This window comes from Arthrobacter sp. M4 (assembly GCF_020251205.1).
Lineage (GTDB): Bacteria > Actinomycetota > Actinomycetes > Actinomycetales > Micrococcaceae > Arthrobacter.
The window spans coordinates 17,237-34,090 of sequence record NZ_JAIWYX010000017.1 but is presented as its reverse complement, the minus strand read 5'-3'; the positions used below and the strand labels follow the sequence as shown (position 1 = coordinate 34,090).

Below are 16,854 nucleotides of genomic sequence, written 5' to 3'. Positions count from 1 at the left end.
GCATCCCAACAAACAGCTGTCCGGCCATAGGGTCTCCTTCGGTCATCGTGGCCATCCACGGAGTGCGTAAGTGTGAACATCCCGCCCGTCCACGTCACCGGAAGCCCCGGCGACGCTCGCGCCAAGGACCCTGAACTGTGTCTGGGAATTGTGTCTTGGCTTACAGCGGCTCCCCACCAAAGTAAACGGTTTCTTGACCGGTGTACAGCGTTTTGCTAATTTTTGAGAAAACGCTTTCTGGATGTCGTGCACGCGCCATTCGCAGTTGAAATGCGCCTTCCCACGGCACCAACACACCACCACATTGGGGGACACCACATGACACTCAACATCCAGTGCGCCACCCTCACCGAGACCGCTGCAGGACCCTCCGCAGTGATCTCCGCAGGAACAGACGACATGTCAACCCCCGGCAACCCCGCAGACCGCGCGGTCAAGCGCCGCCGTGTCCTGGACATCCTGGATGCCGCTGGCCGTGACTCCCTTCTGCTGACAAGCAACACCGCGTTGACCTGGTATCTCGACGGAAGCAGTATGCACGTCAGCCTCGCCGGCGATCCGATCGCCGCTCTGCTGGTGAACCGCGACGGCGACCGCTTAGTGACCTTCAACAACGAGGCCGAGCGCATTGCGGCCGAGGAACTCCCGCAGGATGTTTCGCTGAACACCGTACCGTGGTACGGGAACCTTCACGCCGCAGCATCTGCACTCGCAGCAGACGGCGATCCCCTAACCGAGGCAGCCGTCGTCGCCGAATTGCGGGCGGCCCGCCAGCCGCTCCTCCCGGGCGAGGCTGCCCGGTACGCCAAACTCTCGGCCGCAGTCGCCGCCATCATGACGGATGTCCTCTCCGCAGCTACACCCCAGACCACAGAATTTCAGATCGCGTCCGCCCTGGCCGCCCGAGTGGTCGCTGCAGGGGCGGAACCTCTGGTGCTTCTCTGCAGTGGACATACTCGCAGCACCTTCCGGCACCCGCTCGCCACCCATTCCCCCATCGGCCGCCGCGCAATGGCGGTGGTGTGTGCGCGCCGGCATGGCCTGGTCGCCAATGTGACGCGCTGGGTAGCGTTCGACGCCGGCACACCGGAAGAACTCGACGCTGAGGCCCGCATCGCGGCCGTGGAGGCGGACATCTTCCGCGCCACAAGGCCCGGCGCCCGGCTCAACGAGATTTTCTCGGAGATCCAGGCGTCGTATGCCCGGCACGGTTTCGGCGCGGATCAATGGAAGCTTCACCACCAAGGGGGTCCGGCCGGCTACGCGGGAAGGGACCCCCGGGTCACGGCGGCCACCACGGACACTGTAGTGCTGGATCAGGCTTTCACGTGGAACCCGTCTGGTCCTGGGGTCAAGATCGAGGACACGGTGATTCTTCGGAGCACAGGCATCGATGTCCTGAGCATGGATTACCGTTGGCCCACCGCGTTGGTCAACGGCCGCCGTCGTCCCGTCACGCTTCGCCGATAAGGCCCGGGAATACAAAACCGCCCCCGGCCGCCGAGGCCAGGTCATCAAATTGACCAAGCCTCCAGCGGATCGGGGGCACATTTGGTTGAGCGCAGCTCGTACCGTTTTGGCGCGTCTACCGTTAGCGCATTTGCCGTTTGCGCGGCCGCTATTTGCGTGCCCGGATGGGATCGGCTGTGGTGCTGTGACCAGGTGAAAGCCACACCGGTGGGCCGCTGTAGTGGGTGAGTCCAAGCGCCCGGACTTAGCGGGCTCCGTTGTCAGTGCGTCCCAGCAAGCGCGGGCTTGAGCGCGAACTCGAAGCCCAATCCGTGGCTTCCTGTTCCGCTGAGCCTGCCGTTGCGGACCCGGACCGGCGAGGGACCCGCCAGGATACCCAACTGCTCGAACGAGGCGTCTTCCACGTCCTCAACGCTCACAGCTTCGGCCAGCGTCAGCGCCAGTTGCCCGGAGAGCTCTGGCAACAAGTGCGGTGCCACCCGGATGCTGTTGGCACGGGCCAACTCCACAATGCGCCGGAAGGGAGTTATCCCGCCGACCCGGACGATGTTCGGCTGGATGATGTCCACGGCCTCGGCTTCGATAAAGTCCCTGAAACGGTAGATAGTATGGACGTTCTCCCCCAAGGCGATGGGCACGGGCGAGTGTTTCCGCAGCCTGCGATAGGCCCAGAGGTCGTCGGCGCGGAGGGGCTCTTCCAACCACTCAAGGCCGAATGGTTGCAGCGCCTCGAGAGCCTTCAATGTGGCAGCCAAGTCCCAGCGCTGATTGGCGTCGATCATTAACCGCCGCTCCGGCCCAATCGCTTCACGAACGGCGGCAACCCGCTCGGCGTCTTCGCGAAGTTCGGGCTTGCCAACCTTGATCTTCACGGCTTTGTGCCCAGCGGCAACCCAGCGCCGCGCTTGCTCAACGAGCTCGTCCAGGGTGTAGTGCAGGTTCACTCCGGAGCCGTAAACCTCAACGGACTCCTGCCGCTGGCCGATCAGTCCGGTCACAGAAGTGCCAGCCTGACGGGCCTGGAGGTCCCAGAGTGCAAGGTCGACGCCGGCCATGGCGATAGTGGTGAGGCCTCCCCCGCCGGCCTCGTGCAACCGCTTCCAGAGCTGGTCCCACACGATTTCTGGATTGGCTTCCATCCCAACCACGAAGGGCGCGATGTCGTAGTCCAGCAGCGCCTTTACCGCCTGGGGCCCAACGGTCGGTGTCCAGGAGAAGCCGTGCCCAGTGCCGCCGTCGTCGGTGCTCAGTTCGGTGACGATGATGTGGTTCTCGGGCGCCTCGGCACCCCAGTGGCGGCGGAGCGGGACGGTGAGCAGCCGGGTGGCGAGCCTGGTGATCCGGGCGGCCATTAGCTGCCGGCCAATTCGTTGCCCTTGGCCAGGATGGCTTTAAGTTCCAGCAACTGCTCCTCGCTTGGGTCCATCAACGGGGGCCGGACGGAACCAACCTGAAGCCCACCCAAGCGAAGACCCGCCTTGATGAGCGACACACCGAAGCCGGGAGTCTGGTCACGGAGGCGAACGAGCGGACCGTAGAAACCCTCCAGCAGGGCGTTGCGGCGCTCCTCATCGCCGGAAACGTATGCATCGTAGTAGCTCTTGGCGATTTCCGGAGCCATCGCGAAGGCCGCCGAAGAGTACAGCGGAATGCCGAGGCCACGGTAGGCGCCCTGTGTAAGTTCAGCGGTCAAAAGGCCATTGAAAAGTGCAAAGTCCCTGCGGCCGGAGGTCTTGATGGCCGTGACAATCTCCTGCGTGAGTCCGACGTCGCCAACGCCGTCCTTGAAACCGATTACTTTTGGGTTGGCCGCGAGGCGTGCCATCGCTGCAGCCGTGACTTTGGCGGTACCGCGGTGATAGACGATCACGGGCAGGGTGCTCCCCGCAGCTACCGCCTCGATGTAGGCGACAACGCCATCGGTCGGCCCGGTCACCAGATACGGCGGAAGCACCAGGAGGGCATCGGCCCCGGCTTCCTCGGCCACCTTGGCTGCGGCGAGCGCGTGGCCCAGCGGGCCTCCCGCTCCTGCCACCACGGGCACCTTGCCTGCCACAACGTCGACGGCGGCAGCCACCACGGTGCGGACCTCATCAATGGAGAGGGCATGGAATTCCCCGGTCCCGCAGGCCGGGAACACGCCGCCAGGACCGTAGGGCAGCCGTGAGGCGATGTGCTCCTTCAGGACATCGACGTCCACGGAGCCGTCGGCGGCGAAGGGCGTGACGGGGAAGAATAAGACTCCGTCGAATTTCATGGGGTCTCCTTTGTTGGATGCGCTCCGGCTGGAACGAGGCCGCCGGAAGTCTCGTCATTGGGGGATGGGATGGCGTTGAAAGGCGGCGTGAGCTCTGAGCGCCAGGTCCGCTTGGGCTGCCAGCCCAACAGTTTGCGGGCTTTGCCTATGGAGAAAGCCGGGCTGGTCCCGGTTAGCCCGGCTGCCAGTTCCGCGCTGACTGGCAGAAAGTCCGGAAGGAGTTCCGCGAGCGGTTGGGCAGCCAAAGCATCCGCAGCGCCCACAAAAAACGTTTCACCGTTGGGGATGGATTCCATCTTGTCCAGCAGTACATCCAGGAAGTCCGCCACGTCCCGGGCGTCAACGTAGTTGAACAGTGCGGGAGCGGACAATGCCGGGTCGGCAAGGCGTTCCCGAACAGTATGTCCCTGCTGCGTTGGCGCCCCGTGCCATTCCTCCGGGGAAATCACGTAGCACGGCCGGAACGCCGCGTAGCGGATCCTGTCCCCCTGCGCCGCGGCGAACATCTGGACGGTCTGCTCGGCGACCAGCTTGGACAACGCATAGGCGTTCCACGGCTTGGGCGGGGTCTGCTCATCCAGCGGGAACGACGGCGGCAGCCAGCCTGCGGGCGAGCCGTAGCCAAGCACAGTGGGACTGCTGGCCGTCACGATCTTCGGCACTCCAGCCGCCGTTGCGGCACTGATGACGTTGTAGGCCAACCTGGTGTTGGTGCTGAAAATGACGTCCTCGGGCGCGCTGAAGGGCACCGCGATAGCGGCAAGGTGGATCACAGCGTCCGGCCTCGTCTTCCGGATGAGGCGTTCGGCCTCGCCCGCGGCCAAGAGATCACCGGATTCCTGGACGACGCTCTGGGGGAAGTCCCCCTCTGGGATCGCCGCGCGGTCCACCGAGACTACCTCGTGGCCAACCCGCGCCAAACCGGCCACTACGCTGCGGCCGAGGCGTCCAGAACCTCCGGTGACAAAGATCCTGCTCACAAGTATTCCCCTTTCCCGCTGTTCCTAGGCCTGGCGGCTCAGGTCGATGCCCAGCCCCAGTTCGCCGATACGGACAGGCAGGCCCGTCTCGAGGGATTTGTTGCCTGCGATGCCCACGGACACGGAACGCAATCCGTCCACGTAGCCGGACGGGCGGCCCAGCGGGTCTTCGCCGGGACCATTGAACAGGTCGGACAGCAGCAGGTTGTCGCCACCCCCATGGCCGCCCTCGCCGTTGATGATTGGGACCTCATACGCGGCTTCCCAGTGCCGCTGGACTACCAGGCGCTCGCCATTGCGGCGGACAGCGTCCTCTTCCTCGATGGGCGTCGCGGACGGGTCCACCACGGTCTTTTTGTCGCTGCCTACGACGGCGGCACGCTCCACAACTTCCAGCTCGGCCCGGCCTTCTGTTCCGTTGACGGCAACGCGGTAGCCTTCCCACGGGCTGTGGGCGTTCAGCGAGTAGCTGAGCGTGGGGCCGCCGTCATAGTCGACGGTAAGCGCAAGGTTGTCCTCGATGGTGATGCCTTCGGCGAAGACGTCCTGGTCGCGGCGGTATCCGTCAAACTTCTCGTTGTCGTAGTACAGGGCCTTTAGCCGTTCGTCGTCCCGCAGGTCCAGTACAAAGGGGTCACCGGCCGTGCCGTCCTGGGTTCCCCGCTCGGGGCGGGCACCGAGGCCGCGCTCCGCAGCGTTCTTTTCCCCGTAGAACCGCAGGCCACCGGAGGCGTAGACACGCTGCGGAACGTCGTCGATCCACCAATTGACCAGGTCGAAGTGGTGAGACGCCTTGTGGACGAGCAGGCCGCCGGAGTTCTTCTTGTCACGGTGCCAGCGGCGGAAGTAGTCAGCGCCGTGCACCGTGTCCAGCACCCAGCCAAAGTCGATGGACGTGACCTTGCCGATCACCCCGGCCTGGATGATCTCCTTGAGCGCGCTGTTGCGCGGCGAGTAACGGTAGTTAAAGGTAACGACGACGTTCCGCCCGGTGGCGGCCACGGCTTGCGTGATGCGGCGGCAGCCTTCGACGTCGATGGTAAGCGGCTTTTCGACGACGACGTCGGCACCCGCCTCGAGCGCCTGGACGATGTAGTCCGCATGGGTGTAGTCCGGCGTTGTGATGATGACGCGATCGATACCGTTGGCCTTGATGAACTGCGTTAACTCCGAAGGCTCGAATGAGGCGACTGCCTTGGCTCCCAGTTCCTGCTGGATGAGGTTCTGGTAGAAGTCCACGCGGCCGGGGTTGGCGTCGGACAGGGCAACCAGTTCAGCGGTGTCTCCGTGCGGGCCAAAGATGGCCCGGATGTACATTTCGGATCGGCCACCGGTACCGATGAGGGCGAATCGCGTCCTGCCGTGACCGGGTGCGTTTTGCTGCGTCGCCGCATCCGTTCGGGTCTCGGCGGTGTCGACGTTGACCATGTGGGAAGCCCCTTTCCAGAGGGAGAAAATGAACCGCTTGACGGCCATGGGTGATGAGGGAAGAATCAATGAGAAAGCGTTTTCTCGGAGCGTTATAAGCTTTGTATCAAGACTCTGGCGGTCACGTCAACCATCGGCCCCGCAGAGGCGGGAATCGGCTGGCGGCCAATGGGAAGGGGCCTGAAATGGCACGCAGGAACACCAACCGGCGCGTCGGCATTGCGGATGTCGCGCGGATGGCGGGCGTCTCCCACGCGACGGTTTCGCGCGTCATGAACGGCAATGCCGCCGTCGACCCTGACATCGCCGCGAGAGTGCGCGCCGCCGCCGCTGAGCTGAAGTACCAGCCCAATCCGGTGGGCCGCAGCCTCGCACTCGGCAAGACAGATACCATCGGCATCGTGGTGCCGGACCTCGCCAACCCGACTTTCCAGGCCATCCTGCGCGGACTGAGCATTGCGGCCGCCCAGGACGGATACCGCGTACTCATCGCAGACTCCTCCGAGGTCACCAGCGAGGAAGCGATCCTGGCGGGAGAAGCGCGGCGGCGATGCGACGGCGTCGTCCTTTGCGCGCCCCGCATGGGTGACGCCGAACTCGAGGAACTTGCCCCCACGCTGCATCCCCTGGTGCTGATCAACCGCACCACCGTGGCTTCCAATACGCCCAGCCTTTCGGTCGACTACAGTCAGGGCATCCAGGAACTGGCAACGCACCTAGTAAGTCTCGGCCACCGGAAAATCGCTTACTTGGAAGGCCCGCTGCACAGCGCCTCCAACCGACAGCGTCTGGCCGGCCTGGAGCAGTTCCAAGCCAAGCACCCGGACATTGAGCTCCAGTTCCTTGAAGCGGGCTCCAACTTCGACTCCGGACACGACGCCACCGACGCAGTGGTGGCCAGTGGTGCCACGGGCATTCTGGCCTTCAACGACCTCGTGGCGATGGGGCTCCTGAGCGGACTGCACGAGCGCGGAATCCGGGTCCCTGAGGACATTTCAGTCACGGGCTTCGACGACATTCCGTTCGCCCGCTACACCATGCCACCGCTGACCACGGCCGCGGTGCCCATCAACGAGCTTGGCAGCCTGGCTTGGCGCCGCATGCGCGAGCAGATGCAACAGTCGGCGGACGCCACGGAAGCGGAGGAATCCGCACAGGACGTTTTCGAGCCCAGGATCGAAATCCGCCGCAGTACTGCGCCGGTGTCATTGCCGGTGGGCTAATCCCTGCTGTCGGGTGGGTCTATTCTTTGGCTTCCCCTGACTTGGCTTCCCCCCTGCTTGGCTTCCCCTGACTTGGCTTCTCCCGGCGGCGCCAGCAACACGTCAATGACACTTCGCAGGCCCTCTGCCATGTCCACATCCTTGTCGTAAAGCCATTGCAGCTGCAGCCCATCGAAGGCCGCCACCACAATCCGTGCCAGCACCTCGGCGGGCAGGTCGGTCCTGGTCCTTCCCCGTGCCTGACTTTCCGTAATGTCGGAGGACAGCCTGGTGACCAGGTCCGCGTAGCGGCCCTGGAAGTACTGATGCGAGTCATGGCCCGGATCGTTGGCCGTAGCTGAGGCAACTGCATACAACGTGGTCAGTCCGGGTTGATCCCTATTCCGGTCCGCTACACGGGGCAGGACGTCAAGGGAGAGCTCATCGCCCTCGATCACTTGCGCGGCCCTCCGGTCCCGCTCGGAGAGCACAGCGGTGAGTAATTCCTGCTTGCCTCGAAAATAGTGGAACAAGGTGGCCTCTCGGACGCCCACTAGCTCCGCAACCCGCTTTAGCGCGGTCCCTTCGAAGCCACCCGTGGCGAAAACGTCCGTGGCGGTCTGGATGATCTGCTCGCGACGTTCGGCACCTTTGGCGTATTGTCCGCGGCTGCGTGGGTTGGACACGCCGCCAGTCTAGTTCACAAAAACCGAGTGATGCTGGATTTTTCCCGCAAAAACCTAGTCACACTAGATTTTTGGGATTACGATCGATGTCAAAGCCCGGTGCTTCCCGCAAACCCGGAACCGACCACAAGAGACCTCACAGGTATCAAAGGAGCCACCTCATGAACCCCATCCAGGCAGCCGGCGTGGACGTCGACGCCCAAATCAGGAACCTCGTCGATTCGCTGAGCCTCGAGCAAAAGGTCCGGCTCCTGACGGGAGCCGATGTGTGGTCCACCCACGCTATTCCGGAAATCGGCCTCGGCCGGATCGTCCTCTCGGACGGCCCGTCAGGCGTCCGCGGCGAGGACTTCGACGAACGCCACGACTCGATCAGCCTGCCCTCATCCTCCGCCCTGTCTGCCACGTGGAGCCTCGATGCGGCCCGCCGCTATGGCCAGGTGCTCGGTCAGGAAGCCCGGCGAAAGGGCGTCCACGTGGTCCTCGGCCCAACCATCAACCTGCACCGTTCACCCCTGGGCGGCCGGCACTTCGAGTGCCTCAGCGAAGACCCGCGGCTTACCTCTGGCTTGGCCGCCGCCTACGTATCCGGTGTGCAGTCAATGGGCGTCGGCGCCACCCCGAAGCACTACGTTGCGAACGACGCCGAGACCGACCGTTTCACGGCAAACTCCGTAGTGGCCGAGCGCCCCCTCCGAGAGCTCTATCTGCAGGCGTTCGAGGAAGCCATCACTGAAGCGAAGGCGTGGCTGGTGATGAGCGCATACAACTCCACCAACGGCACCACCATGAGCGAGAACAAGCTCCTCGAAACCCCGCTGTCCACCGAATGGGGCTTCGACGGGGTCGTGGTCTCCGACTGGACCGGTGTCCGCTCCACTGACGCCTCCGCCAACGCCCACCAGGACCTCGAGATGCCGGGACCCAAGGGCCACTGGGGCGCCAAGCTCGTCGACGCCGTGAATGAAGGACGGGTTAGCCTGGCCGCCGTCGAGGAGAAGGTCGCCCGCATCCTGCGGCTCGCGGCCCGTGTTGGCGTCCTGGAAGGCTTCGAACCGGCTGTGACCGAAACGCCGGTGGAACTGGATGGCCGCCGCGTAGCCCGCGACACTGCCGTGCTTGGCGCCGTACTTCTGCGTAACCAGGACAACGTTCTGCCATTGGACGCAAAGTCCCTCCGCCGCGTGGCCGTTATTGGCCACAACGCCGAGGAAGCCCGGACCCAGGGTGGCGGCAGCGCCACGGTCATGCCCAAGCAGGTCATTACCCCGCTTTACGGCCTCCGCCGCGCCCTGCCGTCCGACGTCGAAGTCAGCTACAACCGCGGAGCCAAGGTGGCCGAGGGCATCCAGCCGTTCCGCCGTGGCGACATGACCAACCCAGTGTCCGGAGGCCCCGGGGTGCGCGTGAGCTTCCTGGACAAGGACGGCGCGGAAATCTCCGCCGAGGATCGGTTCGCCTCCCAGCTGATCTGGTTCGGCCTAGGTATCCCGGAAGGAACGGTTTCCGTCCATGCCACCACCGTTTGGACCGCGCCTTCCGCCGCAACCCACCACTTGGGTATCGCCACTGTGGGCCGGATCAGCCTCGCCGTTGATGGGCGGACCGCCTTCGATGGCGAACTCAAGGACGAAACCGAAGTCCTCGGCGCCGCGCTCTTCTTCCCCCCGACGTTCAGCACCCCTGTCCAGGCGGAGGCTGGGCAAAAGGTGCGTGTCGACGTCGAATACCAACTGGACACCGACGGGCCGATCCCTTTTAGCGTCATCACATTCGGCCAGGAGGCCATCGTCGAGGACCCGCGCGCGGAAATCGACGCCGCGGTGGAAGCCGCCCGCGCGGCCGATGCCGCCGTCGTTGTTGTAGGCACCAACTCGGCCATCGAGTCGGAGGGCTTCGACCGTGAAAACCTCGACCTGCCAGGTCACCAGAATGAACTTGTGGAGGCCGTTGCCGCGGTCAACCCGCGCACCGTGGTTGTGATCAACTCCGGCTCACCCGTGCTGCTGCCGTGGCGGAATAAGGTGGGTGCAATCCTGCAGGGCTGGTTCGGCGGCCAGGAGTTTGGTGCCGCGATTGCTGACATCCTGCTTGGCGTTGAAGAGCCGGGCGGTCGCCTACCCACCACATGGCCGGCCGCCATTGAGGACGTTCCCGTATTGTCCACCACCCCGGTGGACGGCCAGGTGGTGTACTCCGAAGGGATCCACATCGGCTACCGGGCCTGGCTAAAGCAGCAGGCCGACGGCGGCGCCGCGCCCGCGTACCCGTTCGGCTTCGGCCTGGGGTACACAAGCTTCCAGCTCGGCCGCGCCCATGTGCCCACAACGGCGACGGTGCCAGCTACCACCTCTGCGCAAACAACGGCAAGGGGACGCGACGTCGTCGTCCACGTCCCGGTGACCAACACCGGAAGCCGCACCGGCCGCGAAGTGGTCCAGGTGTACCTCGCCCGTGAAGCGTCGGCCGTCGAGCGGCCGGTCCGCTGGCTCGCCGGCTTTGGCGACATTCGCCTGGCGCCCGGCGGAGCCGGCAGCGTCGAGGTCAGGATCCCGGCGCGCGCATTTGCCCATTACGACGGCGGCTGGCAGTTTGAGCGCGGAACTTTCCAGGTGCTGGTGGGCCGCCATGCGGAGGACGATTTCCAGGTGCACAGCATCGAATTGCGGTAGATAGCCTCCGGCGGCACAACGGGTAAGGGCAGTGTTCGATTGGAACACTGCCCTTACCCGTTAATGCTGCTTTTATCCGTTAAGTCTGCTTTTCCGTTATTGCGGGTTATTTCTTGCGGCCGAATTTGGGCAGGTTTGGTACCTTCGGAACTTTGGGAAGGCTGGCCAGAAGGTCCGCGGCTCGTGTGGCGGCGCGGCCGACGGTCCGGCCGATCTGCTGGGAAACGGAGTCATCTGCGGCAGCCGCCTTCGCGGCGGCCAACCCGGCGCCGGGCGCAGCAGAAACAGGCGAGGGCTCAACCGCTGTGGCGGCCAGGACCGCCTCGGCTGAATCCGCCGGAATGGACACATGGGAGTCCGAAGAAGGCGCAGCCTCAGGGACCGTCTGGGTCCCCGAAGTGCTGCCACCGACGGCGGTTGCAGCGCTGGCGGCCAGAGGACCGACGTCGAACGTCCCCAGCCATTCAGCGACACCTTGGAGGGGCTTCGGGTTCAGTGCGTAGTAGCGCTTCTGACCCTGCGCCCGCATGCTGACGAGGTCAGCTTCACGAAGAACTTTGAGGTGCTTGGAGATCGTTGGTTGGCTTGCCGCCAGCTCTTCCACAAGTTCCCCCACCGCTTTGTCTCCCGCTTGAAGCGACACCAGGATGTCGCGGCGGGTTGCCTCGGCAATGACCGCAAAAACGTCGTCCGTCACCATGTGACCCACCCTAGCGACATATACGCCGAATGGCATCAACTATTTCGCTCATCACAGCGCGCAATGCAGCCCCGCCCACGGCGCCAGCATCCATTGACCGGGTACCTGCCCGGTGCTAAACCTTGTCACATTCCGATGGCTTCCTCGGTTGTTACTGGAGCCACGGGGCTGGTCGTTTCGGCCGGCACTGGCCACGCTGGTCGGGGTGGTCGCTCGATGGTGCGGGGCTTCGTCAGGACGGAGGACAGTGCATGGGCTGGATGCGCCGCCAAATGTTCAACATCATCGCCGGGGTCTTCCTGACATTCTTCGTCGCTGTCTGGGCGACAGTCCTGATCCGGGTGGGTTCGTGGATCCCCACGGTAGATCTCATCGCGCCCCCGCTCAACGGAGCGCTGGTCACGGCTGCAGGTGTGCTGGCCACGTCGCTGAGTTCGCTGACTGCTTCAGCGCTTGGCTTCACTATTTCGGAAGTCCGCCGCGAACAGGAAGGCAGCCCGCCCCCTGTTCCGCCCGCACCACCTGGCAGACCCGACCACCTTGCTCCGCCCGCCCCGCCGAGCCGGCCCGGCCAGCCGAGAGGGAGCGTGAATCCCGTCGACGTCATGATGCGGCTGTCTGGCCGTGTGGTCGTCGCCATTGTGGTTTACCTGACCGTCGGCACCATCGTGCTGATCATGTGGCTCTTCAAAGGTCAGGCCTCCACCGACCTGGTGGGCGCGTTCGCCCTGTCCATCCTCGGTTGGCTGGTCGGCGCGGCAGGAGCTGTGTTCCAGACGGAAAACACGGATCGCTGACGATCTAGTCAAACCACGGATCCAGGCCGTGCAAGGGGAAAACTGCCCTGCGTGTGGCCATGACACTCCGGTCGATGTCGTCATTGGGGTCGTATCCCACTTCCCAGGACCGCCACCACACATCCGCGCCGTCGCCCATTAGTTCCGGCGTCGCTTGCCCGTAGCGCTCCCGGACATAGTGCCGCCACTCCGCAGGCACGGCCCGATCCACAGGCAGCGGATTCCCGCACACCATGGCGACCAGGTGGCTCCAGGCCCGTGGCACGACGCCTGTGATGTCATATCCCCCGCCTCCAGTGGCGACCCAGCGGTTCTCGCAATAGCGGGCCGCCAACGCTGCGACGGCAGAAGCCGCTTCACGCTGGCCATCAACGCTCAAGTTGAGGTGCGTGAGGGGGTCGTTTCGGTGGGAGTCGCAGCCATGCTGGCTCACAATCACGTCGGGTTGGAACGCACCCACCAACTGCGGCACCACCGCGTGGAACGCACGCAACCAGCCGTCGTCGCCCGTCCACGCCGGGAGGGCAACGTTCACGGCGCTTCCCGGCGCCTCGGGGCCGCCTATTTCGTTCGCGAAGCCCGTGCCCGGGAAAAGCATGAGGCCCGTTTCGTGCAGCGAAATCGTCAATACGCGCGGGTCGTTCCAGAAGATCGCTTGAGTCCCGTCGCCGTGGTGGGCGTCGACGTCGATATAAGCCACCTTGCGTGCGCCGCCGTCAAGGAGCCGCTGCACGGCCAGCGCCGCGTCGTTGTAAATGCAGAAGCCGCTGGCGCGCTCCCGGGAGGCGTGGTGCAGCCCGCCGCTGAAGTTGACCGCACGCACAGCGCGGCCCTCGACGACGGCCTCCGCCGCCAATAGCGAGCCGCCAGCCAAACGCGCAGCCGCCAGATGCATTCCGGGAAAGGCGGGATCGTCGTCGGTCCCAAGTCCGCGCTCCGGTTCCGTGTCGAACGGATCGTCGCTGACACGCCGGACTGCGGCGATGTACTCAGCGCTGTGCACGGCCTGGAGTTGCTTATCCGTTGCGGGTTCGCAGCCTGTCACGGCGACGTTTGGCAGGGCGAAAAGTCCAAGGGATTCAGCCAAGCGGGCCGTGAGCTCCAGCCGGGCAGGCGCCATGGGGTGGGAAGGGCCAAAATTGTAGGCTGTCATCGCTGGGTCCCACACCACCGTCGTTGGCAGTGCGGGCGGACGTAGGCCGGACTGGAGAGTCATCAAGGACAGGCTACCGGAGCGGCCCGCCATCCCGGCCCGGGGTCGCGGGCACTTTAGTGGTTTACTACTGAGGACAGCAGTTTCAAGCGAGGACATTTCATCCCATGACTCAGAGCCAGGCGAGGCCCAGGAACCCGGTCAACTGGCAGCCCGGCCAGCCTGAAAGGGAAGGTCTGTGGATCTTTACCGGGCTGCGCGACTTCATCGACAATATCGCCAATACCTCGCCTGCCCGGCTCGCATTGACGGCGTTCGTCGTCGTTATCCTGCTATTCACCGCGTTACTCAGCCTCCCGGCGTCGTCCGCCACAGGTCAGGCGACGCCACTGCATCAATCGCTCTTCACGGCGGTATCCAGCGTTTGTGTCACCGGCCTCACGGTGGTCTCCACCGCGACCCACTGGTCATTCTTTGGCCAGTTCATCATTCTGCTGGGAATCTTTGTGGGAGGCCTCGGTACGCTGACGCTGGCCTCGCTGCTCGCGCTGATGGTCAGCAAGCGGCTCGGTGTCCGCGGCAAGCTCATCGCGCAGGAGGCCATGAACAACGCCGGGCGCCTTGGCGAAGTCGGAACGCTGCTGCGGATCGTCATCACCACGTCAGTGGTCATCGAGGCCACCTTGGCACTGGCGCTGATTCCCCGGTTCATGACGCTGGGCGAACCTTTCTGGCAATCGATGTGGCATGGAGTGTTCTACTCGATCTCCTCCTTCAACAACGCCGGATTCACGCCGCATTCGGACGGCATTGTGCCCTATGAGACGGACCTCTGGATCCTCGTCCCGCTGATGCTTGGCGTTTTCCTTGGCAGCCTGGGCTTCCCCGTCGTTATGGTGCTTCAGCAGAACGGGCTCAACTGGAAAAACTGGAACCTCCACACCAAGCTGACCATCCAGGTTTCCATCATCCTCCTGGCGGCAGGCACCTTCCTTTGGGCATTGATGGAGTGGGACAACGTCCGCACGATCGCGCACATGAGCGCGGGCGACAAGATCATCCACTCCTTGTTCGCCTCAGTGATGACCCGTTCCGGAGGGTTCAACCTGGTGGACCAGAACCACATGGAATCCACCACCATGCTGCTGACCGACGCGTTGATGTTCGCCGGCGGCGGTTCAGCATCGACGGCGGGCGGTATCAAGGTGACCACCATCGCCGTGATGTTCCTTGCCATCGCGGCCGAGGCCCGGGGCGACGCCGACGTCAAGGTCTACGGCCGCACGATCCCGCAGGGCACCATGCGCGTTGCCATCTCCGTGATCGTTGCCGGCGCGACCCTGGTCTCGGTGGCAGCATTCCTGCTTCTGTCCATCAGCGGTGCGTCCCTTGACCGGGTGTTGTTCGAAACTATCTCAGCTTTCGCTACCGTAGGCCTCAGCACAAACCTCAGCGCTGAATTGCCCCCGGAAGGCGTTTACGTGCTGTCCGCCCTGATGTTTGCGGGCCGCGTCGGCACCGTCACACTGGCCGCAGCACTGGCCCTGCGGCAGCGCAGCCAACTCTTCCACTACCCCGAAGAAAGGCCGATCATTGGCTAACACAACAGGAGCGGCAACCCGTCCCGCGCACAACGCCCCCGTGCTGGTGATCGGCCTGGGCCGGTTCGGTTCCGCCACCGCCGAGCAGCTGGTCAAGCAGGGCCGCGAAGTCCTTGCCATCGAACGGGACCGCTCGCTCGTACAGAAATGGGCCCCCGTCCTCACGCACGTTGTGGAGGCCGACGCCACCAACATCGACGCCCTACGCCAGCTGGGAGCACAGGAATTCAACTCCGCGGTCTGCGGTGTGGGAACGTCCATCGAGTCCTCCGTGCTCATCACAGTGAACCTGGTGGACCTCGGGATCGAGAACCTCTGGGTCAAGGCCATCACGCCATCCCACGGCAAGATCCTTACGCGCATCGGCGCCAACCACGTGATCTACCCCGAGGCGGACGCAGGCGTGCGGGCAGCCCATCTGGTTTCCGGGCGCATGTTGGACTTCATCGAGTTCGACGACGACTTTGCAATCGTCAAAATGTACCCGCCGAAGGAAACGGTGGGCTTCACATTGGACGAATCGAAAGTCCGATCGAAGTACGGCGTGACGATCGTGGGCGTAAAGTCCCCCGGCGAGGACTTCACCTACGCCCGGCCGGAAACCAAGGTCTCCTCCCGGGACATGCTGATTGTCTCCGGACACGTGGACCTGCTGGAACGCTTCGCAGCCCGGCCGTAGCGCCCTCCGACCCTCCCGGGGGACCCGGCGCCTGGAACCTGGCGCCTTAGCCGAGCTGGCGCGCGATCTCTGCCGCCCGGCCGCAGCCCGGGCGTAGCCCCCTCCGGCCCTCCCTGGGACCCGGCGCCCGTGATCCGGCGCCTGGATCCGGAGCCTGGATCCGGCGCCTTAGCCGAGCTGGCGCGTGATCTCTGCCGCCCGTGGGGCGGCAGCCCGGCAGCCCGGGCGCCTTCAACCCTCCCTGGGATCCGGCGCGTGGGATCCGGCGCCTTAGCCGAGCTGGCGCGTGATCTCGGCGCCCGGGACCCCGCACCTTAGCCGAGCTGGCGCGTGATCTCTGCCGCCCGTGCCGCGGCAGCCCGGGCGCCTTCGGCGATGATGCCGGGCAGCCCGGCGTCGTCGAACGCTGCGATGGCGCGTTCTGTTGTGCCGTTGGGGCTGGTCACGGCGCGTCGCAGGGCCGTTGGGTTGGCCCCGGGCTCGGCAAGCATAAACCCGGCGCCAGCAACTGTCTCGCGCGCCAGCAACAGGGACAGTTCGGGGTCGAGCCCCAGTTCGCTACCGGCGGCTGCCATTGCCTCAGCCAGGTAGAACGCATAGGCCGGCCCGGACCCGCTGATCGCCGAGAGCGCGTCAACCTGTTCCTCCGGGATCTCCACCACCGTTCCGGCAGCCGACAGGATGTCCTTGGTTAGTTGCAACTGCTGGGGTGTGCAGTGCGTTCCAGGAGAGACAGAGACGACGCCGCGACCGAGCCGCGCGGGCGTGTTAGGCATGGTGCGGATCACCGGTTGCCCCTCGGGCAGGGCTGCTTCCAGCTGGGCGATGGAGACGGCGGCGGCGACACTGACCACGATCGTGTCCGGCCCAAGGACCGAGCCAATCTCCCGGGCAAGGTTCGCGATACCTACTGGCTTGACTCCCAGGATCACCACATTGGACCCTTTGGCCGCCAGTTTGTTGTTGTCCGGCTCTTCTTCGCCCGCAATGGCCGTAACGCCATGCCGTTCGGCGAGTTCGGCGGCGTGGTCTGCACGACGGACTGTTGCGACGACGTCAGTGGGGCTGGTTCCTGCAGCGAGGAGGCCACCCATGATGGCCTCATTCATGGACCCGCAGCCAAGGAAGGCGATTCGGTTGCTCATTGCTCCATCATTGCAGTTCGAGTGTGCGGCTGGAAAAGAATTCACAGGTTTCTCCCATGGTTATGGGAGCGTTTGCCCAAGATC

14 protein-coding genes are annotated in these 16,854 nt (G+C 64.6%); 6 read left to right on the top strand and 8 right to left on the bottom strand.

Going from position 1 to position 16,854, the window contains the following annotated elements:
- Nucleotides 1-399 precede the first annotated feature (399 nt).
- Nucleotides 400-1,470 (top strand): Xaa-Pro peptidase family protein, encoded by a 1,071-nt coding sequence (locus LD110_RS19955; RefSeq protein WP_225501530.1) that lies wholly within the window; start codon nucleotides 400-402, stop codon nucleotides 1,468-1,470.
- A gap of 260 nt (nucleotides 1,471-1,730) precedes the next feature.
- Here LD110_RS19955 and LD110_RS19950 read toward each other — a convergent pair whose 3' ends face one another.
- The 4 genes from LD110_RS19950 to LD110_RS19935 are packed head-to-tail and all read right to left on the bottom strand — an operon-like array spanning nucleotide 1,731 to nucleotide 6,135.
- Entirely contained in the window at nucleotides 1,731-2,822 is a 1,092-nt protein-coding gene (locus tag LD110_RS19950; RefSeq protein ID WP_225501480.1) for a mandelate racemase/muconate lactonizing enzyme family protein, read from the bottom strand.
- The gene (locus tag LD110_RS19945; RefSeq protein WP_225501478.1) at nucleotides 2,822-3,727 is read right to left on the bottom strand and encodes a 5-dehydro-4-deoxyglucarate dehydratase; all 906 of its coding nucleotides are present in this window, start codon (nucleotides 3,725-3,727) and stop codon (nucleotides 2,822-2,824) included. Before LD110_RS19945 ends, LD110_RS19950 begins: the two co-directional genes overlap by 1 nt.
- Nucleotides 3,724-4,707 carry an NAD(P)-dependent oxidoreductase gene (locus tag LD110_RS19940; RefSeq protein WP_225501476.1) on the bottom strand — a complete coding sequence of 328 codons (984 nt, stop codon included), beginning with the start codon at nucleotides 4,705-4,707 and terminating at the stop codon, nucleotides 3,724-3,726. The genes LD110_RS19945 and LD110_RS19940 overlap by 4 nt, the downstream gene beginning before the upstream one ends.
- Before the next feature lie 24 nt (nucleotides 4,708-4,731).
- A complete protein-coding gene (locus LD110_RS19935) occupies nucleotides 4,732-6,135 on the bottom strand; it encodes a Gfo/Idh/MocA family protein (RefSeq protein ID WP_225501474.1) in 1,404 nt (467 codons plus the stop codon).
- A 185-nt stretch (nucleotides 6,136-6,320) separates the two neighbouring features.
- Between LD110_RS19935 and LD110_RS19930 the strand changes: the two genes are divergently transcribed.
- Complete coding sequence (locus tag LD110_RS19930; RefSeq protein WP_225501472.1) at nucleotides 6,321-7,358, top strand: LacI family DNA-binding transcriptional regulator; 1,038 nt, start codon at nucleotides 6,321-6,323, stop codon at nucleotides 7,356-7,358.
- Here the strand turns inward: LD110_RS19930 and LD110_RS19925 are convergent.
- Nucleotides 7,355-8,023 carry a TetR/AcrR family transcriptional regulator gene (locus LD110_RS19925; protein ID WP_225501471.1) on the bottom strand — a complete coding sequence of 223 codons (669 nt, stop codon included), beginning with the start codon at nucleotides 8,021-8,023 and terminating at the stop codon, nucleotides 7,355-7,357. The two genes, LD110_RS19930 and LD110_RS19925, sit on opposite strands and share 4 nt — an antisense overlap.
- Nucleotides 8,024-8,184: 161 nt before the next feature.
- Here LD110_RS19925 and LD110_RS19920 point away from each other — a divergent pair, with 161 nt between their 5' ends.
- Nucleotides 8,185-10,695: a glycoside hydrolase family 3 protein gene (locus tag LD110_RS19920; RefSeq protein ID WP_225501469.1), complete on the top strand. Its 2,511-nt coding sequence runs from the start codon at nucleotides 8,185-8,187 to the stop codon at nucleotides 10,693-10,695.
- 106 nt (nucleotides 10,696-10,801) lie between these two features.
- Here the strand turns inward: LD110_RS19920 and LD110_RS19915 are convergent, their stop codons facing one another.
- Entirely contained in the window at nucleotides 10,802-11,395 is a 594-nt protein-coding gene (locus LD110_RS19915) for a helix-turn-helix transcriptional regulator (RefSeq protein WP_225501467.1), read from the bottom strand.
- A 251-nt stretch (nucleotides 11,396-11,646) separates the two neighbouring features.
- Here LD110_RS19915 and LD110_RS19910 point away from each other — a divergent pair, with 251 nt between their 5' ends.
- Nucleotides 11,647-12,192 (top strand): hypothetical protein, encoded by a 546-nt coding sequence (locus LD110_RS19910; RefSeq protein WP_225501465.1) that lies wholly within the window; start codon nucleotides 11,647-11,649, stop codon nucleotides 12,190-12,192.
- A 4-nt stretch (nucleotides 12,193-12,196) separates the two neighbouring features.
- Here the strand turns inward: LD110_RS19910 and LD110_RS19905 are convergent, their stop codons facing one another.
- Nucleotides 12,197-13,408 (bottom strand): acetoin utilization protein AcuC, encoded by a 1,212-nt coding sequence (locus LD110_RS19905; RefSeq protein WP_225501463.1) that lies wholly within the window; start codon nucleotides 13,406-13,408, stop codon nucleotides 12,197-12,199.
- Nucleotides 13,409-13,512: 104 nt separating this feature from the next.
- Here LD110_RS19905 and LD110_RS19900 point away from each other — a divergent pair, with 104 nt between their 5' ends.
- Both LD110_RS19900 and LD110_RS19895 read left to right on the top strand, forming a co-directional pair.
- Nucleotides 13,513-14,946, top strand: coding sequence for a TrkH family potassium uptake protein (locus tag LD110_RS19900; protein WP_225501462.1), 1,434 nt, complete (start codon nucleotides 13,513-13,515; stop codon nucleotides 14,944-14,946).
- 40 nt (nucleotides 14,947-14,986) lie between these two features.
- On the top strand, nucleotides 14,987-15,625 hold the full coding sequence (locus LD110_RS19895) for a TrkA family potassium uptake protein (RefSeq protein WP_374200370.1): 639 nt from the start codon (nucleotides 14,987-14,989) through the stop codon (nucleotides 15,623-15,625).
- A gap of 314 nt (nucleotides 15,626-15,939) precedes the next feature.
- Here LD110_RS19895 and proC read toward each other — a convergent pair whose 3' ends face one another.
- The gene (gene proC, locus LD110_RS19890) at nucleotides 15,940-16,770 is read right to left on the bottom strand and encodes a pyrroline-5-carboxylate reductase (RefSeq protein ID WP_225501458.1); all 831 of its coding nucleotides are present in this window, start codon (nucleotides 16,768-16,770) and stop codon (nucleotides 15,940-15,942) included.
- Nucleotides 16,771-16,854 lie beyond the last annotated feature (84 nt).